Raw genomic sequence first — 25,067 nt, 5'->3', positions numbered from 1 at the left:
GTGAGCCCCCTGGAATCCGTTCCGACCAGCGCCTACGCACCCTTGACCGGGGCCTTGCTCGACTTTGCTCTCCGTGAAGTCACCTCTTGACGTTCTTGCGCACTCGATGCACTTTTCTTACATAGCCTCGCGCGGACGGCCGGTCCCCGCAGGAGGCGTCGCAGCGGAAGGCCGGGAGTGGCGCATGTCGGTGACGCTCGTGGCCCAGGTCCGGCCTGCCCGCCGCCGGGCGGGAGTGACGATCGCCACGCCCGCGCGCGGCGATCCGCCCCCGGGCCCCCTCGCGCGGTGCGCCGGGACGCGTTGCGTTGCCGTGCGCCCGTGCCCCGCCCCGTATTCGTCGCCGTCCGGGTCATACGCCGACGCTTCGACGGCCGCCGGGACCGACGAACACGAGCAAGATCAATATTTGACGGCGGACCGCCGTGAAATGGAATGATCTTGCAGTTCCGACAAAAAGTTTCATCGCATCGCGAAGGAGGACAGCCGTGCTGGATGCGGTCGACGCCGTACTCGTCCGCGAGCTCCAGCGGGATGGCAGGGCGACCTTCCAGGCGCTCGCCGACCGGGTGGGGCTTTCCCGCACGGCCGTGCGGGCACGGGTGCAGAGCCTGCTCGAGACCGGAGTGGTCCGGGTCGTGGGCGTCGTGCACTCGGCCGTGGTCGGGGCGGAGGCGGTCGGCCACGTGTCGATCACGGTGTCGGGTCCGGCCCGGGAGGTGGCCCTCGCGGTCGCCGAGCGGCCGGCCGTCGGGTTCACGGCGCTGACGGCCGGGCCGCACGACCTGGTCGCCCAGGTCCGCACCCGGGACGACGCGGCGCTCGCCGCCGAGGTGGACCACATCCGCTCGGTGCCCGGAGTGGAGGCGACCGAGGTGTTCCGCACGGTCGCCACCGTCCGGGACGCGCACGCCGTGGTCCGGACCCTCGACCGGATCGCCCTGGACGACATCGACTGGCGGTTGCTGCAGGAACTGCAGCGCGACGGCCGTGCCCCCTACACCCGGCTCGCCGACATCATCGGACTCTCGCAGGCGGCAACCCGCGCCCGCGTCGTCCGGCTGATGCGGTCCGGCGTCATCCAGGTCACCGGCCTGGCCGACCCGCTAGCGCTCGGCGCCGCCGAGCTCGGCGGGTTCGGGCTGCTGGTGACCGGACCGCTGCGCCGGGTCGCGGAGGCGGTCGCCGAGCTGGAGGGCGTGCGGTACCTGGCCACCGGGTTCGGCCGCTACGACATCGTCGGCCAGGCCGAGGCGTCGTCGCGGGCCGAGCTGGTCGAGGTCCTGGACGCCGTCCGGGCCATTCCGGGCGCGACGGTCCGGGAGTCCTGGCACCACCTCGACGTGGTCAAGGAGTCCTATGCCGTCGAACTGCCGGACAAACCCCCGAACGGCGCCGGCCCCGCCTGAGTCGTTCGGACTCCCCGTCCCGTCCCGCTGGCCGTAAGGGACACACCGTTCCGTCCCGGACGTCATGTCCGGGACGGCTCGTCCACCCCCGCCGACCTCCTGAGACCCCGTTCCCCTGAGAACGCCGGTCAGTCGCGCTGGAGGGCCGCCTCCTCGAGGTCGAGCTCGTGCAGGATGCGGGTCAGGACCGCGTCCTCCAGCCGCCGCTCGTCGCGCATCCTGATGAACGTGGTGCGCTCCGCGGCGAGCATCTCGCGCCTCAGCCGCCGGTACGTCACGCTGGGCACCTCGGCGCCCTCCGGGCCCGTTCCGCCGCCCAGCCGCTCCCAGGCCCGCAGCTGCCGGTGCTCGGCCATGTGCCGCAGCCGCTCCACCACGTCCTCGTCGAGGTCCTCGGTCGCCGCCAGCTCGTCCAGGCGGCTGATCGCCGCCGACGCCGCCGCGTGCTGCGCCCCCGCCTCCGCCACGGTGTCGGCGTAGGTCTCGCGCTCCGAGCCGCCGATCCGGAGCATCCGGATCAGCGCCGGGAAGGTCAGCCCCTGCACCAGCAGCGTCGCCAGGACGGTCGTGAAGGTCAGGAACAGCACGAGGTCGCGGTCGGGGAACAGCGCGCCGGACCGGGTCGTGAACGGGATCGCGAACGCCGCCGCGAGTGACACCACCCCGCGCATCCCGGCCCAGCCGACCACCACGTGGCCGCGCCAGTCGGGATCGCCCCCGTCGGCGGGCGCGCGTATGAGCCCGAGCCGCGCCGGCAGGTAGGACGCCGCGAACACCCACACGAACCGGGCGACGACCGTCGCGGCGAACGTCACCACCGCCCACCACGCCAGGCTCCCCCAGGACCGGTTCGACACCGCGTCCAGGACGGGCGGCAGCTGGAGCCCGATGAGCAGGAACACCACCGACTCCAGCAGGAACACCACGATCTTCCAGAACGAGTGCCCGATGAGCCGGGTGATCGCCGGGGACTCGGTGAAGCGGTGCCCCAGGTAGAGCCCGCTGACGACCACCGCGATCACGCCGGAGGCGTGCACCGACTCGGCCGTCAGGTACGCGGCGTAGGGGGCCAGGACGGCGACCGCGTTCTCCACCAGCGGGTCGTTCAGGCGCGTCCGCAGCCAGTGCAGCGGCGGGCCGAGCACCAGCCCGATGAGCGTGCCCGCGATCGCCGCGTAGGCGAACCGCCCCGCGCCGTCCAGCCAGGTGAAGCCCGCTCCGGTGGCGGCGGCGACCGCGACCCGGAACGCGGTCAGCGCGGTCGCGTCGTTGAACAGGCTCTCCCCGACCAGGATCGTCACCGTGCGGCGGGGCAGCCCGAGCCGCTGCGCGACGCTCACCGCCGCGACCGCGTCCGGCGGCGCGACGATCGCGCCGAGCACCAGCGCGACCGGGAGCGGCAGCCCCGGCACCACCAGGTGGACGGCCCAGCCGACGGCCAGGGTGGTGAACAGCACCAGCCCGATCGACAGGAACGCGATCGGGCGCAGGTTGGCGCGCAGGTCGACCATGCTGCTCTGCCAGGCCGCCGAGAACAGCAGCGGCGGCAGGAACACGTAGAGCACGAAGTCGGGATTGAGCTCGAAGTCCGGCACGCCGGGCAGGTAGGAACAGACCAGGCCGGCGATCACCAGGGCGAGGGGGGCGGCGATCCGGGTGCGTCGGGCCAGGGCCGCTACGGCGAGGGCGACCACCGGCACCGCCAGCAGCCAGAGGGCGTGCTTCGTCTCCACCTCCAGATCATGGCACGCCACCGGACGTGCCCGATCCGTCGGCGGGCAGGTCAGCGGCGGTGGACGGCCCGTGGACCACCCGGCTCACGGGCGGTGGACGGCGCGTGGACCACCCGGCTCACGGGCGGTGGACGGCGCGTGGACCGTCCTTCTCAGGGGTGGTGGACGGTGCGGGGGTTGTCCTTGGCGAAGGCGAGGAAGTCCCGGGCGGCCGAGGGCAGCTGCCGGTGCGCGTGGACGATCCCGACCAGCCGGGTCAGTGGCGGCATGAACGACCGGACCGCGAGGCCGTCGGTGTCGTCCAGCTGGTTGCGGTACCAGAGCAGCGAGCCCATGCCCGCGCGGACGCAGCCGATCCACGCGCCGCGCTCCTCCGACTCCACCGCCGCGACCGGGGACGCGCCGACCCGCTCGAGCATCGTGTCGATCTCGGCGCGCGGCGCGGTGCCGCGCCCGGGCAGGATCAGCTTCATCCCGTTCAGCGCGGACGTCGGGACGGGCTCGCGCAGCTTCAGGGTCGGCGGCGACACCAGCACGACCTCCCGCTGGTCCACCGGGTGGGCGACCAGGTCGCCGGGGACGGGCAGGTCGGTCAGGGCGAGGTCGGCGCGGCCCTGCCGGAGCGCCGCCGCCGCGTGCGCCGCGCCCGGGCAGCGCACCACCCGGACCCGGACGGCGGGCTGGTCGCGGGCGAACCGGGGGATGAGCCGCCCGGTCAGCTCGGGTTCCAGGGACAGGGTGGTGGCGATCCTCAGGTCCGCGCCGCGGCCGCCCGCGCCGCCCGCCGAGAGCCCCTCGATCGCCTCGACGGCCGACAGCGCGACCCGCGCGTGCCGGACCACCTGCTCGCCCGCCGCCGTCAGGACCACGCCGCGTCCGGACCGGGCGAACAGCTCCACGCCGAGCTCGCGCTCCAGCTCCCGGACGGCCCGGGACAGCGCGGGCTGGGCCACGTAGAGCGCCTGGGCCGCCGACGTCATGGTGCCGTGGTCGGCGGTCGCCACGACATAGCGCAGCTGCCGCAGATTCATGCTCGCACCGTATGACAACGAACTGATCCGGTCCTGGACATAGCCGGAATCGGCCCGAGATTCGCGCCGCCGCCACCGAGGGTGACGACATCCCGGACGAATCGGTCAGTCGCCACCCGGGCGCATCATCGGCCTCCGGCGCCCGCGGCCGTCACGAGCGCCGTCAGCCGCCCCAGGCGCCCATCGGCCGGCGCCCGTGGGCGGCGGCCGATGGGCGCGCCTGTCAGCCGCCGCCCGTGTCCGTCGGGGCGGCAGGGCCTCCGGAGGCCGCAGCGGGTCCGGGGTCGGCCGCGGCGGCTGACGGGACCGCGGACCGTTCCGGCTCCAGCGGCGGCGCGCCGACCGCGCAGTGCATCCGGCACTCCGGCTCCTGCTGCGCCGGAGGCGCGGTCCGCAGCACGTCGTCCCGGACGGTGAACAGGGTCAGGACGGCTCCGGCGAGCAGCAGCCCCGAGCAGACGAGCATCGCCTCGCGGAACCCGGTCGCGAACTTGGCGGGATCGCGCAGGGCGTTCCCGGTGAGGCCGGCCAGCGGCGGGATCGCCGCGACCGCCAGCAGGCCCGCCGCGCGCGCCACCGCGTTGTTCACGCCGCTCGCGATCCCCGCGTGCCGTTCGTCCGCGCTCGCCAGCACCGTCGCGGTGAGCGGAGCGACCATCGCGGCCAGTCCGAGGCCGAACACCACCACGCCGGGCAGCACGTCCTTCCAGTAGGACGCGTGCTGCCCGACCCGCGACACCAGCACCATCCCGGCCGCGGCGAGCACCAGGCCGACCGTCATCGGACGTCGCGGGCCGATCCGCTGCGCGAGCGCTCCCGCCCGCGAGGACAGCAGCAGCATCAGGGCGGTCACCGGCAGCAGCGCCGTGCCCGCCGCGATCGGCGTGAACCCGGAGACGACCTGCAGGTTCAGGACGAACAGGAAGAACATCACGCCCATCCCGCCGTACACGAGGAAGGTGACGGCGTTGACCGCGGAGAACTCCCGGTTGGCGAACATCGTCAGCGGCAGCATCGGCTTCGGCCGCCTCCCGTCCCCGTTGCCGCGTCCGAGCCACCGCTCCACCAGGACGAACCCGGCCGCGCTGCCGACCCCGACGACCCCGGCGACGACGACCCCGCTTCCCGCGCCGTTCGGGGCCTCCGTGAGCGCGTACGTCGTCCCCGCGAGCGTCAGCGCCGCCAGCGCGGCGCCCGCGAAGTCGAACCGCCCGGTCGCCTCGGGGTCGCGGCTCTCCGGGACGTGCCGCAGCGCCACCACCACCACGATCACCGCGAGCGGCGCGTTCAGCAGGAACACCCACCGCCAGCCCGCGGCCTCCACCAGCCAGCCGCCCGCGAACGGGCCGACCGCGCCCGCCACCCCGGACAGCCCGGACCACGCGCCGACCGCGCGCGGCCGGTCGTCCTTCACGAACGACGCCTGGATGATCGCCAGCGAGCCGGGGGTCAGCAGCGCCCCGCCGACGCCCTGCAGCGCCCGCGCGGCGATCAGCGTCCCGACGTCCGGCGCGGCCCCGCACAGCACCGACGCCGTCGCGAACCAGATCACGCCGATCACGAACACCCGGCGGCGGCCGAACCGGTCGCCGAGCGACCCGCCGAGCAGGATCAGCCCGGCGAGGGTGAGGGTGTAGGCGTTGACGGTCCACTGGAGGTCGGCCATCGAGGCCGACAGGTCGCTGGCGAGCTTCGGCAGCGCCACGTTGACGACCGTGGCGTCCAGCGACGCCACCCCCGAGCCGAGCACGGTCGCGAGCAGGATCCAGCGGCCCCGCGCCTCCGACAGCCGGACCTCGGTCATCAGACGATCTGCTCGTCCACGAAACACCAGCGCCAGTCCTCGCCCGGCTCGAAGGACCGGATCACCGGGTGCTTCTCCTCGGCGCCGTGCGCGCTCGCGTGTCGCTGAGGGGAGGAGTCGCAGCAGCCCACATGCCCGCATTCCAGGCACAGCCGCAGGTGGACCCACCGGGTGCCGTCCTGCAGGCACTCCTGGCAGCCCTCGGGCGTGCGGGGGGCCGGCTCGGGCACGGGCAGCTGGGACACGTGTTCACAAACGCTCATGGTCCGATCGTCGCATGCCGACCGGACCACGGTCACGTCGAGGTGATCCACCCGGTGCCCGGCGCCGCCGGGCACCGAAGCGGGGCGGGTGTCACCAGTGGTCGGGGCTGAAGGGCTCGTCCTCGGGACGGGCGGATCCGGCCAGCAGCCGCAGGTCCGACTCGACCATCATCGTGACCAGCTCCTCGAAGGTCACCGCAGGCTCCCAGCCGAGCTGCGAGCGGGCCTTCTTCGGGTCGGCGCACAGCAGGTCCACCTCGGCCGGACGGGTGTACCGGTCGTCCAGGACGACGTGGTCCTCCCAGTTCAGCCCGGCGGTGCGGAACGCGAAGTCGACCAGGTCGCGCACCGACTGGGTCTTGCCGGTGCCGATCACGTAGTCCTCGGGCGTCTCCTGCGTCAGCATCATCCGCATCGCCCGCGCGTAGTCGCCCGCGAAGCCCCAGTCGCGGCGCGCCTCCAGGTTGCCCAGGCGCAGCTCGGACGCCAGGCCCAGCTTGATCCGGGCCGCGCCGAGCGTCACCTTGCGGGTGACGAACTCCGCGCCGCGGCGCGGCGACTCGTGGTTGAACAGGATGCCGCTGACCGCGAACATCCCGTACGACTCGCGGTAGTTCTGGGTGATGTAGTGCCCGTAGGTCTTCGCGACGCCGTAGGGGCTGCGCGGGTGGAACGGGGTCCGCTCGTTCTGCGGGGTCTCCCGGACCATGCCGAACATCTCCGACGAGGACGCCTGGTAGAACCGGATCTGCTCGTCCCGGGACGGCGTGCGCGAGCCGCCGATCCCCGACACCACCCGGATCGCCTCCAGGACGCGTAGCACGCCCATGCCGGTGACCTCGGCGGTCAGCTCGGCCTGCTGCCACGACATCGGGACGTAGGAGATCGCGCCGAGGTTGTACACCTCGTCGGGCTGCACCCGCTCCACGGCGGAGATCAGGCTGCCCTGGTCGAGCAGGTCGCCCGTGGTGATCTGGACGTCCCCGACGTGCTTGCGCAGCCGGGCGACGTGCGGGTTGGCCTGCCCGCGCACCAGTCCCCAGACCTCGTAGCCCTCGGCGAGCAGGTGCTCGGCGAGGTACGAGCCGTCCTGACCGGTGATGCCGGTGATCAGTGCGCGCCTGGACAGGGGTTCCTCCAAGGCTTCCTAGTGGTTCGCGGGGCCCATCCTGCGGCCTGGGCCGGGAGATGAACGAGATTCTGGTCCACGAGATTAGCGACCTCGCGGGGTGTTCGCCTAGGCGGGGGCCCGGTCGCCCGGGACCGGGCCCGGGACGGGACCCGGGCGGTGACCGTGAAGGACATGATCGGCTTTGTGCCGGTCCGGGAGACCCGGCCGGTCACGCGGGGGTCTGGGCGTCCCGCCTGCGGGCCCGGTAGGCCGCCACGTGCATGCGGTTGCCGCAGGTGCGGCTGTCGCAGTACCGGCGGCAGCGGTTGCGGGACAGGTCGACCAGCACCCGGCCGCAGTCGGGCGCCTCGCAGGTCCGCAGCCGGTCCAGCTCCCCGGCGGCGACCACGAAGGCCAGGGCCATCCCGCAGTCGGCCGCCAGGTGCTCGCCGAGCGGCGCGCCCGGCTCGAAGTAGTGCATGTGCCAGTGGTAGCTGTCGTGGTCGGTCAGGTGCGGGGTGGTGCGCACCCCGCCGAGGACCTCGTTCACCAGCGCCACGGCGGAGGGCGGGTCGTCCGCGGCGAGGAACACCGCGTGGAACCGGTCCCGCAGGCCGCGCACGACCTCCAGATCCCGTTCGGCCAGCGCGGACACGTCGCTGGTCTGGTTCCGCTCGAGCAGCCCGTTCAGCGCGGCGAGGTCGGGCAGGCCCTCCTCGCCGGACGCCGCGGGCGCGGTGTTGACCAGGTCGACCACGGTCGACAGGGCGTGCTCGGTGTCATGGGTGAAGATCACGGTCACTCCAGTCTCGGAGACCGAGGGGGCGGTCCGTCGCGTCGCCACGGCAGGCGCGGACCGGGCCGTGGGGGAGCGCGACGCGGTCTCACCCTAGTCCGCCCGGGCGGCGATCCGCCCCATCCCGGTCATCCCGCCGTTGCGACCCGTCCTTTTCCCGGCCATCGGGCCTGTCCGCATTCCGCATACTCCGACCGGCGAACGGGAAACGATCACCTCGTGGGGGAGGACCGCCTGTTCGTCGTGCTGCTGGTCGTGGCCGTCGTGGTGCTGCTGGCCCGCGCGCTGGCCCACAAGCTCGGGGTGCCGGACGCGATCCTCCTGGTGGTGCTCGGGATCGCCGCCGGGTTCATGCCCGGCCTGCCGTCCGTCTCGGTCTCGCCGCACCTGGTGCTGCTCGGATTCCTCCCGCCGCTGGTGTACCACGCGGCGTTCTTCTCGGCCCCCAGGGAGACCCGCGCCAACGCCTTCCCGATCTTCGCGCTGGCGGTCGGGCTCACCCTGGTCACCACGGTCGCCGTCGCCGGGGTCGTGTTCTGGGCGCTTCCCGGCACCGGCTGGGCCGCCGCCGTCGCGCTCGGCGCGGCCGTCGCGCCCACCGACGCGGTCGCCGCGACCTCGGTGATGCAGCGGGTCGGGGCGCCGCCCCGGCTGACGACCATCCTGGAGGGCGAGAGCCTGATCAACGACGGCGTCGCCCTGACCGTCTTCGGGCTCGCCGTGGAGGCCGTCAGCGCGCCGTTCACGGTCGGCCACGGGATGGTCCGGCTCGTCCAGGTGGTGGTCGGCGGCGTCGGTTACGGCCTGGTCGTCGGGCTGGTGGTGCGCCGCGTCCGGCGGTGGATCTCCGACCCGAGCAGCCAGATCATCGTGTCGCTCGCCACCCCGTACCTGGCCTACATCCCGGCGGAGGGCCTCGGCGCGTCCGGGGTGCTCGCCGCCGTCGTCGCCGGGTTCTACCTCGGCACCCGCGGCGAGGGCCTGCTGCAGCCCGCCTCCCGGCTGCTGGGCACGATGTTCTGGCGGATCGTGACGTTCCTGCTGGAGTCCGCGTTGTTCGTCCTGCTCGGCCTGGAGATCCGCCATCTGCTGCACCAGGCCGGCGGACGGTCCTGGTGGGAGGTGGCGTGGCTCGGCCTGGCGTTGTCGGCCGTGGTCATCGGCATCCGGGTCGTGTGGGAGCTCGGCAACAGGCCGCTCGCCGACCTGCTGCCCGGCGGCCGGGTCAGCCAGGAGGGGATGGGCTGGCGGGAGCGCCTGGTCATCGGGTTCTCCGGGATGCGCGGCGCGATCTCGCTCGCGATCGCGCTGTCGCTGCCCAACGCCGTGGGCGGCGACCGCGAGCTGCACGTCCTGCTGACGGCCCTGGTGGTGCTCGTCACCCTGGTCGGGCAGGCCCCGCTGCTGCCGCTGCTGCTGCGCCGGTTCGGGCTGGTCGAGACCGACCGGCGGCGCCGCGAGTCGATGACCGCCCGGAAGGCCGCGGCCAACGCCGCGCTCGCCCGGCTGGACGAGATGGCCGAGGCCGAGGACGTGGACGAGAAGACCGCCGACGCGTTCCGGCAGATGCTCGAACTGCGGCTGGAGCGCGTCGACTACTTCCTCGAGGAACTCGAGGAGGACGACGGCGGTGAGGAGTTCCGCGAGGACCGGGGCGAGCCACCCGGAAGCCTGCGGGTGCGGGCCGAGCTGGTCCGGGCGCAGCGCGCCAAGCTGGACACGCTCTACCGCAAGGGGAAGATCGGCGCCGGGACGCTGCGTCAGGTGGGGAGCGAGCTCGACTTCGCCGAACCGATCTCCCTGCGCCGTCCCAACAGCTGACGGGCCCGGAGAGTGCGCGAGGCCGCGGATGCGCTCGACCGGCGAGGACGGGCTGTTGAGGCACGAGCCGGGGGCCGGTGGGGGGTGAGCGGTGCTGCCGTGGGGCGACCGGAGGCGCCGTGGGGGCGACCGGAGAGCGCCGGCGGGGAGCGCGCCGGCGTCGGGGTCAGCGGGCGTAGCTGGGGTCGGCGATGACCGGGTAGGTCGCGCCCTCGTGCTGCACCCGCATCGTGATGGACTGGCCGTCCAGCACGTAGTCGGCCTTGATCTGGCGGAACATCGAGTCGCCCGCCCACGGGTTGTAGAAGCGGCCCACCGTCGCGCCGTAGCGCAGGTGCACCACGTCGTAGCCGCCGGACGGCATCCCCTCGAGCGCCAGGCCGTCGGCCAGCGAGATCGGGAACCGGAACTCCACCGGCGCGTTCGGGCCGTGGATGACCGTCAGCAGCCGGACGCCGTGCGCGGTGGTCTGCGCCACCAGGTCGGTGTCGACGTCGACGCCGACGAACACCCGCAGCGTGGGCCGCAGCACCTGCGGGACGGTGTCGGCGGCCGTGAGGTCGACGCCGATGTGGATGCGCTGGCCGTCCTTGGTGGGAACCCACACCCCGTCCCGCGCGCGCTGCCCCCAGGCGACGTCGGGGTTCTCCACCTCTTGCGGCTCGCTCTTGCCTCGGGCGACGAGCACTCGGGACGCGGCGTTCATCGCGGCAGCCGCGCCGTCCCGTGCATGCCTCATGGCGTGCCCCGCCTCCATTGATCACATCCGTGACATCGCAGTGGTTCTGGTATCTACCCCGGGCAATCGCGGCACGACCGTGCTTGGAACCGCACTTGGGTGCTTATCGGCGATTGCCCCACGCGACGACGCAGATTACACCACCGGAAACCGGCCCATCCCGTGATGGCGGCGGGATGGGCCGGTGGTCCCCGGCGGTGGACGGTCCGGATCTGGTCAGTAACCCTTCAGCACACTTCGGAGAGCGGTTCGAGGGCGTCGCGGGTGAGGTCGGAGAGCACCTCCGACAGCCGGTCGAGCGCGGTCGCGATCCACGGCAGCGACGCCGGGTCGGCCGATTCCAGGGCGGCGAGCCGGTGCTGGTCGTCCGCGCCGTAGAGCAGGCTCGGCGCGACGCGCATCCGGAGTGCGTCCGGGGCGTCACCGAAGGCCGAACCGGGCAGGACGCCGAGTCCGTAGCGGTCCAGCAGCAGTCCGGTCAGCCCGGCCCCGGTGGTCACGCCGTGGTCGGCGCGCAGCCGGTCGCGCAGCGGCTCGAGGTCCGGGTAGAGGTAGAAGCCGCCGCGCGGCCGCGGCACCCTGGCCCCGGCGGCGGTGAACCGGTCGGCGACCGCGCGCACCACCGAGGCGTGCAGGCGGCGGCTCAGGTCGATGTGCTCGACCAGCTCCGGCGGCTCGCCGAACGCGAAGGCGGCGGCGTGCTGGACGGGCGCGGGCGCGCTCGACCAGATCTCGCTGGCGATGCCGACGAGCGAGTCGCGCAGCTCCGCGCCGAACGGGCCCTCCGGGAGCCGGACGACGCCGAGGCGCCAGCCGCCCGCGGCGAGGTTCTTGCTCAGCGCGGTGGAGACGACCGTCCGCTCGGGCGCCCACAGGGCCGGGCTCGGCACCGTCTGCGCCGGGTCGTGCAGCAGGTCGCGGTAGATCTCGTCCGAGATGATCACCAGGTCGTTGTCGCGGGCCACCTCGCACAGCTTCTGGACCGTTCCAGCGGAGGCCAGCGTGCCGGTCGGGTTGTCCGGGAGGGTCACCACGACCGCACGCAGCGGACGTCCGGCGGCGCGGGCGCGGACGCAGGCGTCGGCGAGCAGCGCCGGGCTCGGCACCCCGCCCTCGCCGGGGGGTGTGGCGATCAGCACGGGGTCGGCGTCCAGGAGCCGGACCTGCGCGGCGTACGACACCCAGCTCGGCGCGGGCACCGCCACCGCGCCGCCCAGCGCCAGCAGCAGCGCGAACAGCAGGGGCTTGCTGCCCGGTCCGGCGACGATCCGGTCCGGAGCGGTGGCCAGCCCGCGGCGCGTCCAGTAACCGGCGACGGCCTCGCGCAGCTCGTCGGACCCGGCGACCGGGCCGTACCCGCCGCGGTCCGCGGCCTCGGCCAGGGCCCGCGTCAGCGCGGGGTGGATCGGGATCCCCGCCTCGCCGAATCCCAGCGGCAGGACGGGAAGACCGGCGCGGGCGCGGCGGGCCAGGGCCTCGTTGACGGCGAGCGTGGCGGACAGCGCGACGGGTCGCGGCGTGGTCGAAACCGGCCGGAGCGTGGACGGACTAAGGGCAGGCATCAAGAGCTCCTGAAGAGGAGTGAAAGGGGTGTTCTGAGAGACGGAAAGCGAGGTCGCGTTCTGTGAACGTCTGACTCTCTTCGGTGACCCGGCCGGGACACTTTTCATGGTGGCCGCTTCGGAGCATCATGACAAGCTCCTCTCGGCGATGCTCACCATAAGATGTCCTTATGCTCGAAGTCCGCCGCCTGAAACTGCTCTCCGAATTCGCCCGCCGCGGCAGCATCGCCGCGACCGCGGAGGCCCTGGGATACACGGCCTCCGCGGTCTCCCAGCAGCTCGCCACGCTGGAGCGCGAGGCGGGCGTCCCCCTGCTCGACCGCACCGCGCGCAGCGCCGAGCTGACGGACGCGGGGCGCCGCCTGGCCGCTCGCGCCGAGGAGATCCTCGGGCTCGTCGAGGTCGCCGAGGCGGAGCTGTCCGCGCAGGCCGAGGCGCCCATGGGCCGGATCGCGGTGACCGCGTTCCCGACCGCCGCCGTGGCGTTCGCCCCGGCCCTGGCCCACGGTCTCGCCGACTATCCGGGGCTGACCTTCGTACTGCGGCAGACCCGCCTCGGCAACGGCGTCTCCCAGGTGCGCGGGGGTGAGGTGGACATCGCCCTGGTGGACGACTGGACCGGCTCGCTGCCCGAGCAGGCCCCGTCGTCCCTGGAGGTGTTCCGGCTGCGCCGCGACCCGCTCGTGCTGGTCGTCCCGGCCGACCACCCGCTGTCCGACCCCGAACGGCCCGTGGACCTGCGAGCCCTGCGCGAGGAGCCGTGGATGGCGGCCCCGCCCGGCGAGCCGTCCAGGCAGGCCGTGGACCGCCTGCTGGACGAGGTCGGCGGCACCGGGCCCGTCCCGTGGGAGTTCGAGGGCCTGCACACCATCCTCAGCCTGGTGGCGCGCGGCCTCGGGATCACCGCCGTCCCGGCCCTCGCACTGGCCGCCGGGGACCGCGGCGTCGCCGTCCGCCGGATCCCCGACTGCACCCTGGCCCGCGAGGTCTATGCCGTCACCCGGGCCGCGAGCGTCCGCCGCCCCGCCGTCGCGGTGACCCTCCGGACGCTCTACTCGGCCGCCCGCCAGGCCGGCCCGACCCTCCCGGAGTCCTAGCCGCGGTCGAAGCGGGACGGCTCGGTCTCGGCGGTGGTCACGGGGGAAGCCGGGGCGGGGCGGCGAGAAATCACGCGGTGCGTAATCGGATGATCACACTATGAAGTTTCCGGGTAGGTATCGGCGTGAAACGGGCTCCTGAGCCCAAGTCGCACACAAGGAGGACCAGTCATGCGCAAGATAGCCCCGCTCGCGGTGGGGGCGGCGACGCTGATCACCGCCGTCCTGCTCGCCGCCGTCCCGGCCCAGGCCCACTCGCACTCCGGGTACGGCGGCGGCTATGGCTACGGCGACGGATACGGCGACGGTTACGGCTACGACGGTGTCGAGGGTCTGGGCTGGGACCCGCAGAACGCGCCGTGCCCCGGCGCCCCGAGCGACCCCTTCCTCATCAGCTGCTGAACGGACCCGGGTCGCCCTGGGGTCGGGGCGTCGCGCACCGATGACCCGCTCGGGGCAGGTCGCATCGCCTTGGGGCCTTGGCGTCCCGGGGGCCCGGAACCGCGCGGGTTCGGGCCCCCGAGACGCCAGTGGGGCCGCTGCCCGAAAAGTGCCCGATGATCTCGCCGGGCGCGGGAAGCGCCAGGGACGGGCCTCGCTAGCTGTAGTCGAACCAGGCCTGCATCTTGGCGCCGAACATCATGTTCCCGGACACCTTGATCTTGCCGGACATCACGCCGGTGACGCCGTTCAGCTCGCCCGTGCAGAGCCGGAGCAGGTTGGGGAGCGACATGGCGAGCGTGACCGTAGCCTTCGCCGGGGCGCCGCGTCCGCCGGTCGCCCGGCCATCCGCGATGTCCAGGTGGTAGGTGCGCGGGCCGTCCGGGGTGGCGATGTCCCACTGGACGGTCCCGGACCCGCCGCCCGCCCTCTCCGGGACGAACCGGGTGCCCATCAGGCCGAAGATCCGGTCGAGTACGCCGTCCACCCCGGCCGCCCGGGCGAACTCGGTGATCACCTTGTCGTCGACGCCGTCGGCGTTCAGCAGCTCCCGCAGCTCGGCCGGGGTGCTCACCGCCTCCAGCAGCTGCTCGAAGTCGCCGGCCTCGGATGGGATCCGCGCGTCCATCACGCCTCCTCGGTGAAGCTGCTCGCCGGGACCCGCCCACCGGCCGGATCCCCTTGCGGGAACGCTCTCCAGCACTGTTAACGAAGAGTCCAATACGGTCAAGGGGGTCGGCCGGACCGGTCCGTCCACGCCGCCGGGATCCGGGGGCAGCCCGGATCTTCACGTACCGTGGGGCGAGCCCTCGGACGACGCCGGGGCGATCGTCGCAAGGCGCGCGGGAGCGTGAGGCTCGATGCACGAGAACGTGGCAGAAGGGGGCGCCGGCCCGGACGCGGCCGGGGAACCCCCGCCCGTTCGCCGGGCCCTGGCCGGACGCGGCGCCGGCGGCGGGCTCGCCCCCGACGGTCGCGCCCCCGACGGTCGCGGTGCCGAGCAGAACCCCGTCGGTCACCGCTTCGAGCGGAACGCCGTCGGTCACGGCTTCGAACTGCCCCGGCTGGCGGTGCTGCTGCGGCACGCCGCGCCGCGGTTCGTGGAGGGTGTGATCGCCCCCGTCGCCGTGTTCTACGCGGCGTTCGCGCTGTTCGGGCTGAACGGCGGCCTCGTCGCCGCGGTGGCGTGGGTCTACGGCGGGATCGCCTGGCGGTGCGCGCGGGGCCACGGGGTGACGGGCATGCTGATGCTCGCGGCCGTCGGCGTGACCGTCCGGGCCGGGCTGGCCGCCGCGACGCAGAGCGCGGTCGTGTACTTCCTCCAGCCGACGCTCGGGACGCTGATGGTCAGCATCGCGTTCCTCGGGTCGGTGCCGCTGCGGCGTCCGCTGGCGCAGAAACTCGCCACCGACATGGTCCCGATGCCCGAGCCGTTCCTGCGGCACGTCCGGGTGCGGCGGTTCTTCTCGCGGGTGTCGCTGCTGTGGTCGTCGGTCTTCCTGGCGAACGCGGCGATCAGCCTGTGGATGCTGCTCAACCAGTCGATCACGGTGTTCCTGTGGGTGCGGACGTCCCTGGTCGCCGCGATCGGCGCGGTCGCGGTCGCCGCCTCGGTCTGGGGCTTCAAGCGCTGCGTCGGACGGGTCGACGCCGAGCCCGCCACCGCCCGCCCCGCCGCCGCCTGAGACCCCGCCCGATCCGCCGTCCGGCACGCGGTTCCGCCCTTCGGGGCGGGCCGTGATCCCGTTCGGATCATGCCCGAATCTCCGATAAATTCTCCTTCTGTACGCCATCTGGGGGATCTGGGGGGATTTGCATGGTGAAGGGGCGTTTGGGTGTTGCCGCGGTCGCGGGGGCCGGGGCGGTGCTCGTCCTGGCGTCGGCGTGCGGCGGCGGCAGCGGTGACGGAACGGCGAAGGGGCAGCTCGCCGCCGAATCGTCCAGCCCCGTGACCGTCACCCCCGGGGACGGCGCGACCGCCGTGAAGCCCGACGGGACCGTCGAGGTCAAGGCCACCTCGGGGACGCTGGAGAGCGTCACCCTCCAGGGCGGCGGCGCGGCCGTGGACGGAGAGCTGGCGGCCGACCACAAGAGCTGGCGGTCGTCCCGGACGCTCGTCCCCGGCACCGACTACACCGTGACCGCCCAGGGGAGGCGCGGCGACAAGCCGGTCAGCGTCACCAGCCGGTTCAGCACCCTCAAGCCGAGCAAGACGCTCCGGGTCGTCGACATCACGCCCAACCAGGCGGGGGAGAAGGTCGGCGTCGGCATGCCGGTCTTCGTGCGCTTCAACCGCGCCGTCACCGACCGGTCGGCCAAGGCCGCCGTCGAGCGCGCGCTGACGGTCACGCCGGAGAAGCCGGTCGAGGGCGCCTGGCGCTGGATCGGCGACGACCAGGTCGTCTACCGCACCAAGACGTACTGGGCTCCGCACCAGAAGGTGCGCGTGGACGCCAAGCTCGCCGGGATCGACATCGGGCACGGCGTGTACGGGGCCAAGGACTCCGAGGCCACGATGCACATCGGCGCCGAGCAGATCACCAAGGGGAGCATCTCCTCCCACAGCATGAACGTGTACCGGGACGGCAAGAAGATCCGCCACATCCCGTTCAGCGCGGGCAACGGGTCGACCCGCGAGTACACCACCACCAGCGGCGTCCACCTGCTGATGGGGGCCGAGGGCCACGTGACGATGGTGTCCCCGGGACGCAAGCCCGGCGACCCCGGCTACTACAAGACCGAGGTCGACTGGGCCGTCCGGTTCTCCAACAGCGGCGAGTACACCCACTCCGCGCCGTGGAACGTCGGCATCCAGGGCTCGGCCAACACCAGCCACGGCTGCCTGAACCTCAGCCCGGCCAACGCGCGCTGGTACCACGAGATCGCTCAGCGCGGCGACGTGCTCAACCTGACCGGCAGCACCCGCCAGGTCGAATGGGACAACGGCTGGAGCTTCTGGCAGATGTCCTTCGACAAGTGGAAGTCGGGCAGCGCCCTCTCCTGAGCCCCCGCGGCCCGCTCGGATTCCGCCGCCCCCGGGCCCGCGACCTGCTCGAACCCCGCCGCCGTTCGAACCCCGCAATACCCCCGGGTACACCCCGGGGGTTTTGCAACACTTTGATCTCGGACCAAAAGAACGCACCGATCAAGCCCCACATTGGCGACAATTGTCGCTAATGTCTCCGCAATACAGCGGGGGTCTCTGGAGGTTGACGTGGGGCGGACGCTCACCGCGGGGGTGCGGACGGGCGCGGGCTTGACCGCGCTGGCGCTGGCGCTGACGGCATGCGGCGGCGGTGAGAAGCACGAGGGCACGAACGTCGACGGCAAGGCCGAGGCCGGGGCGCCGCAGCTGACGATCACGCCGGGGAACGGCGACGGCCGCGCGGCCCCGGACGCCGGGGTCACGGTGAAGGTCGCCGGCGGCACCCTGGACCAGGTCGCCGTCACCCGCAAGGGCAAGCCCGTCGAGGGCGAGATGTCGGCGGACAAGACGACCTGGCAGTCCCGGACGCTCCGTCCCGGGGCGCAGTACCAGGTCCAGGCGTCCGCGCGCAGCCCCAAGGGCAAGACGGCGTCGGCCAGCAGCTCGTTCGGCACGGTCAAGGCCGGGAACGAGCTGGAGATCACCGACGTCACCCCGAGCTCGGGCAAGGTCGGCATCGGCATGCCGATCATGGTGACCTTCAACCGGGACGTGGGCGACCGCAAGGCCGTCGAGAAGGCCCTCCAGGTGCGCTCGGAGAAGCCGTCCGTCGGCGCCTGGAAGTGGACCGACGACCAGCACGTCGTCTTCCGCACCAAGAACGGCACCTACTGGCAGCCCAACCAGAAGGTCACCTTCACCGCCAAGCTGTCCGGCGTGAAGTCGGGCAAGCGCACCTACGGCATGGCCGACGTCGACCACTCGTTCAAGATCGGTGACGCGCACATGGTCACCGTGAACGTCAAGACGCACCGGCTCGTGGTGAAGAAGAACGGCGTCAAGGTGAACGGCTGGGGCATCAGCGCCGGCCGCGGCGGGCGGATCCGCAACGGGGTGGACGTCTACCAGACGACCAGCGGCGTCCACCTGACCATGGGCAAGGAGAATCCGGCCATCATGACGTCCGAGTGGATGGGCGTGAAGCCGGACGACAAGGCGAACGGCGGCTACAAGGAGGTCATCCCCTTCGCCGTCCGGATCTCCGACAGCGGCGAGTACATCCACTCGATGGCGGCCACCACGTGGGCGCAGGGCCGCGAGAACGTCAGCCACGGCTGCGTGAACTCCCCGCCCAGCAAGGCCGAGTGGTACTACGGCTTCTCCTACCTCGGCGACCCGGTGGTCATCACCGGCACCGACCGCGACCTGCCCTGGAACAACGGCTGGGGCTACTACCAGATGTCCTGGTCCAAGTGGCTCCGCGGCAGCGCGCTCGGCCAGGAGGTCAACACCGCCGGCTGACACGGCGGGCGCCGGCGCGGACGCCGGCTGAGATGAAACCGGTCGGCGGCGGGCGCCGACCCGGGACACCGGTCGGCATGAGCTCGACCGAAGCCGAACCGGTCGGCGGCGGGCGCCGGCCGGGGGATGGCGGTCGGGATGATGCCGGCCGAAGTCGAACCGGTCGGCGATGGGCGCCGGCCGAGGGAAACGTCGCATTCCGGGCGTGACGCGCCTGAGTCGGGGAAACCCCTCCGGCAAGGCCGTCCGGTCGAGCAGGATGGGCCCCCGGTAGCACCGTATCTACCGTGAACCGGGGAGTTCGGATGGTGGTACGTCAGGCTGCGCAGGCACCCGCCAGGGGCGGGTCCACCAAAAAGCGCCGCAGGAGCTGGAAAGCGCGGCTGAAGAGGCCTGTGCACATCGCGCACCGCCTTCTGCGACGGACGGTGTTCGTCCTGCTCCGCCTCATCGCACGCACGCGACCAGGTCCGGCCCACGGTGAGCGTCCGGTCATACGCGTTCTGCTTCAGCACGCCAATGGTACAGGAGGGACGATCCGCACCGTACTGACCACGTGCGGACACCTCGCCCGCGACTACGACGTCGAGATCGTCAGCGTGCTGCGGACGCGGGACGAGCCGTTCTTCCCGGTCCCGGACGGCGTGCGCGTCACCTTCGTCGACGACCGCCGCCCACCGCCGCGCGGTCCGTCCGCCGGACGGCTGGAACGCCTGCTCCGCCGCGTGCCGAGCATCCTCACCCAGCCCGAGGAGGCCACGTTCCGCCAGATGAGCCTCTGGACGGACCTGCTGCTCGTGCGGGCCGTCCTGGGACGGCCCGCCGACGTGCTCGTCGGCACCCGCCCGTCACTGAACCTGCTGCTCGCCGAGCTGGCCCCCAAGGGCGTCGCCACGATCGGTCAGGACCATCGCCACCTGGCCGGATACCGGCCCGCGGTGCGCGCGGAGATACGCCGCCGGTACGGCCGGCTGACGGCCCTCACCACCCTCACCGAGACCGCGCGCGCCGGGTTCGCCGAGGCCCTCCCGGGGAAGCCGGTGCGGATCGTCGTGATCCCGAACGCCCTGCCCGACCTGAACGGCGGCCCGTCCCCTCGGGACGCGCCCGTGGTGCTCGCCGCCGGACGGTTCGTCCGCGCCAAGGGCTTCGACATGCTCATCGCGGCGTACGCGCCACTGGCCGACAAGCATCCGGAGTGGCGGCTGCACATCCACGGCGGAGGCGCTCGCGAGGCGCGGCTGCGCACGCAGATCGCCGAGCTGGGCCTGGGTGACAAGGTCCTGCTCAAAGGCCGCACCGACATGGGCCGTGCGCTGGAGAAGGCCTCGGTGTACGCGCTGTCGTCCCGGTACGAGGGCATGCCGATGGTCCTGCTGGAGGCGATGAGCAAGGGCGTGGCCGTCGTCTCGTTCGACTGCCCGACCGGCCCCGCCGACCTGATCCGGGACGGGGAGAACGGCCTGCTCGTGCCGCCCCGCGACGTGGACGCCCTCACCGCCGCCCTCGACCGCGTCATGTCCGACCGCGACCTGCGCGACCGCCTCGGCGACGCCGCCCCCGCCGGCACCGACGCCTACCACCTCGACCGGATCGGCCCTCTCTGGACCCAGCTCCTCCAGGACCTCTGATCCACCGCGCCGCCCCGGACGGGGCCGCTCTCGCGGGAGCGCCCCGTCCTCGGCGTGCGGTTTCCTCGGGGGTGTGCGGGGTCAGCGGCCCAGGAAGGTGTGGGGGCGGCGGGCGGCCGGGGCCGCGCCGGTGAGGTGGTCGCCGGCGGCGCGCGGTTCGCGGGTCGGGGACGGGGCGGGGCCGGTGCCCGCGCCGCCGGTCAGGTGCTCGGTCATCCACTGGAACATCGGGCGCAGCGCGTTGCGCCACGTCCGGAAGTCGTGGCCGCTGCCCTTCAGCACGGTCAGCGGGGCGACCTGCCGGTGCGCGCGGAGCAGCCCGGCGAAGCCTCGTGCGGCGGAGGTGTCGGTGGCCGCCTGCGAGCCGGAGGCCAGCCAGAACAGCGGCAGGTGCGCGCTGGTGGCCATGCGCTCGAGGACCCGCATCGGGGTGTTCTGGTCGCGGTCGCGCTGGTCGCCGGCGAACGGGTCACGCTTCCCTCGTGGCGTCCGGTTGCTCGCCAGCGGCTGGAAGTAGCCGCTCAGCACCGCCGCGACGCCGTAGGTGCGGGTGTGCCGGAGGGCCAGGTTCGCCGCGCAGTAGCCGCCCTCGGAGTAGCCCGCCAGGCCCCAGCCGTCGCCCGGAGGACGGACCCGCAGCGATCCGGAGACGTAGTCGGGGACGTCGCGGGTGAGGAACGTCTCGTCGCGCGGGCCGTCCTTGGCGTCCAGGCACTGCCCGGACAGGGTCCGCCCGCCGCTGATGTCGGGCATGACCAGCACCGCCGGGTCGGCCCGGTGCTGCCGGACGGACTGCGCGAGCGTCTGCGGCGCCGGGATGTGCCGGGTCCAGTCGGTGGGGGTGCCGGGGGAGCCGTGCAGCAGCTCCACGGCGGGGAACCGGTAGGCGGCGTAGGCCGGGTCGAAGTACTGCGGCGGCAGGTAGACCAGCACCTGCCGGACGAGCCCGCTCGCCCGCCCGTTCATCCGGACGTTCACCAGGCGCCCGCCCGCCACCCTCTGCCCGTGCGCGTTGGGGAACCCGGCGCTGAACGCCTTCACCTCGGGGACGCCGCGTCCGTCGCCGCTGGAGTCGTCGGCCATGTCGCGGTAGATGTCGGTCCAGCCCTGGTAGTAGCCGTAGTAGCGGTTGACCGTGGCGATCCCGAACAGGGCGGCCGTGAGGAAGGCGCAGAAGGCCGCGACGAAGCGCAGCGCGGCGCTCCCGGCGCGGTACTGCCACCAGGTGGCGCCGACGAACCCCAGCAACAGCAGCAGGAACACCAGTACGTTCTGCGGCCCGATCATGCCGATCCCCGATCCCCGTTTTCTACTAGCGCAGTACCCCCGTGTGCCCCAGGGAGTAACGGCCCGGCTGAGGATAGACGCACAAACCGTGCGGACCCTCACCGACCCGGATCTTTCGGATCAGCCTCCCGTCAACGGTCGAGATCGCGTACACCACCGAGTCGTACCGTCCCGACAGCCAGAGCACCCGTCCGTCCGCGGAAACGCCACCCATGTCGGGGGAGCCTCCGCCCGGCAGCCGCCACGTCCGGTCGACCCGGCCCGTGGCGAAGGACACCACTGAGATCGTGCCCTCCCCTCGGTTCGAGACGTACAGAACCCGCGAATCCCGGCTGACGTAAAGGCCGTGCGCTCCCTTCCCGGTCGGGATGAACCCGGTTTTCCGGAAAGTGCGCGCGTCGACCGTCCACACGCCGTTGGACGCCATGTCCGCTATATAGAACGTACGACCGTCCGGTGACAGTTTCACGTCCTGGGGCATGGCACGGCGGGAGAGATTGAGCGACCCGGCCACCCGCCGTCCGGCGGTGTCGATTCTCAGGACGTCCCCGGAGAACTCGCACGCGGTGAGGAAGAAGTCGCCCGCCGCCGAGAAGTCGGCGTGGTTCGGACCCCGGCAGGGGACGTTCACCGAGGTCATGAGCCTCATCGTGTGCGCGTCCCGGAAGTCGACCCGCTCGTTCCTCTCGGCCATGACGACCGCGTACCGGCCGTCCGGGGTGAAGTAGAGGTTGTACGGATCGTCCACGGAGACGGGCTTGCCGTGCCTGCCGGTGCGCGGGTCGATCGGGACGAGGTCGTTCGAGTCGTTGTCGTTGACCCAGAGCGTCCTCAGGTCCCAGGACGGCACGACGTGCTGCGGCAGGCGCCCGACCTTGAACCGGTCGACCTGCCTGAAGGTCTTCTGGTCCAGGACGATCACGTCGTCGCTCTTGCTGTCGGGGACGTACACGCGGGCGGGCATGTCCTTCACAACGGGGCTGAGCATCCCCGGCCGGTCGTGCGCGTACACGTCGGTTCCGTCGTCGCCCGGTGTGGCCGAGGACGACGGCGGGAGCGGCATGGGGGGCCCGTCGGGTCCGCCGCGTCCGAACGGTCCTCTCGGCCGTTCAGCGGAACATGCCACCAGCCCGAATAAGAGCGACACCGCCACGGAGAGGCGCATCAGCGGGGACGGCCCCGCGGCAGGAGAACACCAGCTCATGAAGCAAGCAGAGCCGAGACCGTGACGGGTTTCAAGCCTCGGCGCCTCAAGCCGTCCAGAATGGCGGGCATTGCCCGGACCGTTCCGGCGTGGCCGAGGTGCAGGCTCACGATCGAGCCGTTGCGGACCTTTCCGAGGACGGTCCCGGTCACGGCGTCCGCGCCCGGATCGGTGTTGTCGAGCGAGTCCAGGTCGTAGGACAGGCACGAGTGGTACCCGGCGCGCGCGGCCTGGGCGCGGACCATTCCGGACGCGTGCTGCGCCTGGGACGGACGGAACCACCGTCCGGGCGACCCGGTGAGGCGGCGCAGCCGGTCCGCGCACCCGGAGATCTCGGCGTAGGCGTGTTCGGGGCTCATCGAGGTGATGTCGCCGTGGCTGAGGGTGTGGTTGCCGAGCTCGTGCCCGCCCGCGAGGATCGCGCGGGCGACCTCGGGCCGCTGGTCCAGCCACGTCCCGACCGCGAGGACGGTGACCGTCGCGCCGCCCTCCGCGAATGCCGCGAGCAGCCTGCGCGTGAGCGCGGGATCGCCCGCGCCGTGGAAGGTCAGCGCGACCTGCGGGACGCGTCGTGGCCCGTGGGTGACCTCGCCGGCCAGGTGGACCGGCCCGGCGGGCGAGGGTGTCGTCGGGGTGCCCGTGTCGTTCGGCGGGGTCGTGGTGGCGGGCGGACGAGTGGCGTCCGCCCGGCGTCCGCGTGCGCCGCACGCGGTGGCGAGACCGGTGGCCAGCGCTCCGGCGGCCACGCCCAGGATGCTCCGTCGCTCCAGCGTCACGACCGCCAGCGTACGGCCAGGGACATGAGCGCTCGGTTAATACTCGATTCCGAAGCGTGTCCGTGACGCCCTTTCCTGCTGCTCACCGTGCTTAACCCGTCACTAACCCATGCCCTGCTCTACTGCGGGCCTTGTACGGCCCGGCTGATCACGATCCCGGGGGAATCGGGAGACAGGGGAATCTCGTGTACAAGTCAGGATTTGTCGCTATCGGAGCGGTGTCCATGGCACTGCTCCTCGCCGGCTGCGGGGGCGGCGGCAAGAAGGCGGCGGCGGACGCGTCGCCCAGCGACCCGGCGTCGAGCAGCGCCGCGCCCACCGACAGCGCCGACCCGTCCGGTCCGCCGGCCGGCGGACCGTCGACCGCCCCGGGCAAGCCGGGCGGCAAGGCCGCGCCGCCGGACGGCCCGCTGGTCGGGCCGGGAACCAGGTGCGGCACGGTCAGCGTGAAGGCCGGCCGCATCAGCTGCGTCCATGCCCAGAAGGTGTTCGGCGTCTACGCGCAGAAGAAGACGCCCACGGGCACGGCGGCGTTCAGCGGCTGGACCTGCCGGCACGTCGCGGCCCCGAAGGGCACGTCCTGCACGCGGAGCGGCATCACCATCCACTCGCCGGAGTGACCGGGGTCCGGCCCTGGACGGGAGCGGCGCGGCCTACCGGGGCCGTGCCGCTCCTTCTTCTTACGGCGGTCCGGCTTCTTTCGGCGGTCCGACGGTCATCCGATCTCGGGCGGACGGGGCAGGGCGACCGCCGCCGCGTCGACGACGTCCCTGAGCAGCCCGCGCCGCCGGTGCACGCGTCGCTGCCGGTCCGCGCCGGTGCCGTCCGCCAGCAGCCGGGCCAGGCCCGCCTCGACCACGCCGAGGTCGCCGGAGTCGTCGAGCGCGGGACGCGCGTGCGCGAGCAGGGCGAGGGCCAGGTCGGAGAGCGGCGCGGGCCGTCCCGTCCGGACGTCCAGGCCCTGTCCGGTGAGCCCGTCGCGGGCGGCGAGCCAGTACGCGGCGCGCAGCATCTCCTGGGACGGCGCGGGCGGGTCCTCCCCGGCCTCGACGGCGGTGAGCGCCACCTGCGCCAGCGCCCGGACGAGCGCGGCGAACAGCGCGGCGCCCTCGGTGTCGAGCGCCACGTCCGCGAGCCGGATCTCCAGCGTCGGCAGCCGTGCGGAGGGGCGCACGTCCCAGAACACCGTGGCCAGGTCCATCAGGGCGCCGCAGCCGAGCAGCGTGCCGATCAGGTCCTCGTAGTGCGCGAGGGACTCGAACATCGGCGGCGGACCGGCGACCGGCCAGCGCGACCACGACATGACCCGCCAGCAGGCGTGCCCGGTGTCGCGGCCCGCCCAGAACGGGGAGTTCGCCGTCATCGCCAGCAGCGTCGGCAGCCACGGGCGCAGATGGTTGCTGACCTGGACCGCGCGGGCCCGGTCGGGCATCTCCACATGGACGTGGCAGGAGCAGATGCACTGCTCGTCGTCCAGCGCCCGGTAGGTGGCCAGGCTGTCGGCGTACCGCGGCCCCGGGCTGATCGGCGGCGGGAGCAGGTCGCCGAGGACGGGCGTGCCGGTCGCGACCAGCATGAGCCCCTCGGCGCGCGCCGCGTCGGCCATCGTGGCGCGCATCGCGCGGATCTGCTCGGTCAGCTTGTCCAGGTCGTCGCACGGGGGCGTCTTGGCCTCCGCGAGGAAGCAGACCAGCTCCGCGGACGCGCGGTCGCCGAGGGTCTCCGCCGCGCGGGCGACGACGGCCCCGGCGCGCGGGACCACCTGGCGGGACCGCGGATCGACGACGAAATACTCTTCCTCGATACCGAACCTGAGGGCCATCCCACCACCTCGGTGCCGGGGCCGGTTCGGCGCGGCCCGGTGGGGCCACGCCGGACTCGGACGGTCACATCTGACGGTACGTGTCGTTTCGTC

22 protein-coding genes are annotated in these 25,067 nt (G+C 72.9%); 9 read left to right on the top strand and 13 right to left on the bottom strand.

From position 1 onward, the window contains the following. The first annotated feature begins 488 nt into the window (after positions 1-488). A complete protein-coding gene (locus AB0L06_RS39295) occupies positions 489-1,409 on the top strand; it encodes an Lrp/AsnC family transcriptional regulator (protein ID WP_500236358.1) in 921 nt (306 codons plus the stop codon). Positions 1,410-1,537: 128 nt separating this feature from the next. On the opposite strand, the gene AB0L06_RS39290 is transcribed toward AB0L06_RS39295, so the two are convergent. The 6 genes from AB0L06_RS39290 to AB0L06_RS39265 all read right to left on the bottom strand — a co-directional run bounded on the left by AB0L06_RS39290 (position 1,538) and on the right by AB0L06_RS39265 (position 8,147). Then, positions 1,538-3,142, bottom strand: coding sequence for a Na+/H+ antiporter (locus AB0L06_RS39290; RefSeq protein ID WP_500236357.1), 1,605 nt, complete (start codon positions 3,140-3,142; stop codon positions 1,538-1,540). A 152-nt stretch (positions 3,143-3,294) separates the two neighbouring features. Further along, positions 3,295-4,173, bottom strand: coding sequence for a LysR family transcriptional regulator (locus AB0L06_RS39285; RefSeq protein WP_500236356.1), 879 nt, complete (start codon positions 4,171-4,173; stop codon positions 3,295-3,297). Positions 4,174-4,396: 223 nt separating this feature from the next. Further along, a complete protein-coding gene (locus tag AB0L06_RS39280) occupies positions 4,397-5,977 on the bottom strand; it encodes an MFS transporter (protein ID WP_500236355.1) in 1,581 nt (526 codons plus the stop codon). Beyond that, positions 5,977-6,240 (bottom strand): UBP-type zinc finger domain-containing protein, encoded by a 264-nt coding sequence (locus AB0L06_RS39275; RefSeq protein ID WP_500236354.1) that lies wholly within the window; start codon positions 6,238-6,240, stop codon positions 5,977-5,979. Before AB0L06_RS39275 ends, AB0L06_RS39280 begins: the two co-directional genes overlap by 1 nt. Before the next feature lie 91 nt (positions 6,241-6,331). After that, positions 6,332-7,369, bottom strand: a complete 1,038-nt coding sequence (locus tag AB0L06_RS39270; RefSeq protein WP_500236381.1) for a GDP-mannose 4,6-dehydratase — start codon at positions 7,367-7,369, stop codon at positions 6,332-6,334. A 211-nt stretch (positions 7,370-7,580) separates the two neighbouring features. Next, complete coding sequence (locus tag AB0L06_RS39265; protein ID WP_500236352.1) at positions 7,581-8,147, bottom strand: CGNR zinc finger domain-containing protein; 567 nt, start codon at positions 8,145-8,147, stop codon at positions 7,581-7,583. A 219-nt stretch (positions 8,148-8,366) separates the two neighbouring features. Here AB0L06_RS39265 and AB0L06_RS39260 point away from each other — a divergent pair, with 219 nt between their 5' ends. Continuing rightward, positions 8,367-9,968: a Na+/H+ antiporter gene (locus AB0L06_RS39260; RefSeq protein ID WP_500236351.1), complete on the top strand. Its 1,602-nt coding sequence runs from the start codon at positions 8,367-8,369 to the stop codon at positions 9,966-9,968. A 166-nt stretch (positions 9,969-10,134) separates the two neighbouring features. Here the strand turns inward: AB0L06_RS39260 and AB0L06_RS39255 are convergent, their stop codons facing one another. Together AB0L06_RS39255 and AB0L06_RS39250 are read right to left on the bottom strand one after the other, a co-directional pair. Beyond that, positions 10,135-10,707 (bottom strand): hypothetical protein, encoded by a 573-nt coding sequence (locus AB0L06_RS39255; RefSeq protein WP_500236349.1) that lies wholly within the window; start codon positions 10,705-10,707, stop codon positions 10,135-10,137. A 227-nt stretch (positions 10,708-10,934) separates the two neighbouring features. Next, a complete protein-coding gene (locus AB0L06_RS39250; protein WP_500236347.1) occupies positions 10,935-12,269 on the bottom strand; it encodes a pyridoxal phosphate-dependent aminotransferase in 1,335 nt (444 codons plus the stop codon). Between the two features lie 170 nt (positions 12,270-12,439). Between AB0L06_RS39250 and AB0L06_RS39245 the strand changes: the two genes are divergently transcribed. After that, positions 12,440-13,366 (top strand): LysR family transcriptional regulator, encoded by a 927-nt coding sequence (locus AB0L06_RS39245; protein WP_500236345.1) that lies wholly within the window; start codon positions 12,440-12,442, stop codon positions 13,364-13,366. Positions 13,367-13,537: 171 nt separating this feature from the next. Beyond that, positions 13,538-13,768 carry a hypothetical protein gene (locus tag AB0L06_RS39240; protein ID WP_500236344.1) on the top strand — a complete coding sequence of 77 codons (231 nt, stop codon included), beginning with the start codon at positions 13,538-13,540 and terminating at the stop codon, positions 13,766-13,768. Positions 13,769-13,964: 196 nt separating this feature from the next. Here AB0L06_RS39240 and AB0L06_RS39235 read toward each other — a convergent pair whose 3' ends face one another. Continuing rightward, positions 13,965-14,435, bottom strand: coding sequence for an SCP2 sterol-binding domain-containing protein (locus AB0L06_RS39235; protein ID WP_500236342.1), 471 nt, complete (start codon positions 14,433-14,435; stop codon positions 13,965-13,967). A 232-nt stretch (positions 14,436-14,667) separates the two neighbouring features. Here AB0L06_RS39235 and AB0L06_RS39230 point away from each other — a divergent pair, with 232 nt between their 5' ends. The 4 genes from AB0L06_RS39230 to AB0L06_RS39215 all read left to right on the top strand — a co-directional run bounded on the left by AB0L06_RS39230 (position 14,668) and on the right by AB0L06_RS39215 (position 19,885). Then, the gene (locus AB0L06_RS39230) at positions 14,668-15,492 is read left to right on the top strand and encodes a VC0807 family protein (RefSeq protein ID WP_500236340.1); all 825 of its coding nucleotides are present in this window, start codon (positions 14,668-14,670) and stop codon (positions 15,490-15,492) included. Between the two features lie 131 nt (positions 15,493-15,623). Further along, positions 15,624-16,811 carry a L,D-transpeptidase gene (locus tag AB0L06_RS39225; protein ID WP_500236338.1) on the top strand — a complete coding sequence of 396 codons (1,188 nt, stop codon included), beginning with the start codon at positions 15,624-15,626 and terminating at the stop codon, positions 16,809-16,811. Between the two features lie 210 nt (positions 16,812-17,021). Then, entirely contained in the window at positions 17,022-18,254 is a 1,233-nt protein-coding gene (locus AB0L06_RS39220; RefSeq protein WP_500236336.1) for a L,D-transpeptidase, read from the top strand. Between the two features lie 395 nt (positions 18,255-18,649). Then, the gene (locus tag AB0L06_RS39215) at positions 18,650-19,885 is read left to right on the top strand and encodes a glycosyltransferase family 4 protein (RefSeq protein WP_500236334.1); all 1,236 of its coding nucleotides are present in this window, start codon (positions 18,650-18,652) and stop codon (positions 19,883-19,885) included. An 81-nt stretch (positions 19,886-19,966) separates the two neighbouring features. Here the strand turns inward: AB0L06_RS39215 and AB0L06_RS39210 are convergent, their stop codons facing one another. The 3 genes from AB0L06_RS39210 to AB0L06_RS39200 form a co-directional block, all read right to left on the bottom strand. Next, complete coding sequence (locus AB0L06_RS39210) at positions 19,967-21,172, bottom strand: alpha/beta hydrolase (RefSeq protein ID WP_500236332.1); 1,206 nt, start codon at positions 21,170-21,172, stop codon at positions 19,967-19,969. A gap of 25 nt (positions 21,173-21,197) precedes the next feature. Beyond that, a complete protein-coding gene (locus AB0L06_RS39205) occupies positions 21,198-22,235 on the bottom strand; it encodes a YncE family protein (protein WP_500236330.1) in 1,038 nt (345 codons plus the stop codon). A gap of 137 nt (positions 22,236-22,372) precedes the next feature. Then, the gene (locus AB0L06_RS39200; RefSeq protein ID WP_500236328.1) at positions 22,373-23,152 is read right to left on the bottom strand and encodes a polysaccharide deacetylase family protein; all 780 of its coding nucleotides are present in this window, start codon (positions 23,150-23,152) and stop codon (positions 22,373-22,375) included. A 224-nt stretch (positions 23,153-23,376) separates the two neighbouring features. Between AB0L06_RS39200 and AB0L06_RS39195 the strand changes: the two genes are divergently transcribed. Further along, entirely contained in the window at positions 23,377-23,772 is a 396-nt protein-coding gene (locus AB0L06_RS39195) for a hypothetical protein (RefSeq protein ID WP_500236327.1), read from the top strand. Between the two features lie 95 nt (positions 23,773-23,867). Here the strand turns inward: AB0L06_RS39195 and AB0L06_RS39190 are convergent, their stop codons facing one another. Continuing rightward, on the bottom strand, positions 23,868-24,974 hold the full coding sequence (locus tag AB0L06_RS39190) for a carboxylate-amine ligase (protein ID WP_500236326.1): 1,107 nt from the start codon (positions 24,972-24,974) through the stop codon (positions 23,868-23,870). Between the last annotated feature and the right edge of the window lie 93 nt (positions 24,975-25,067).

Source organism: Spirillospora sp. NPDC052269 (assembly GCF_040679435.1).
Lineage (GTDB): Bacteria > Actinomycetota > Actinomycetes > Streptosporangiales > Streptosporangiaceae > Spirillospora.
Note: the sequence above shows the minus strand (reverse complement) of the source record. Positions and strands in the feature narration are given on the sequence as shown.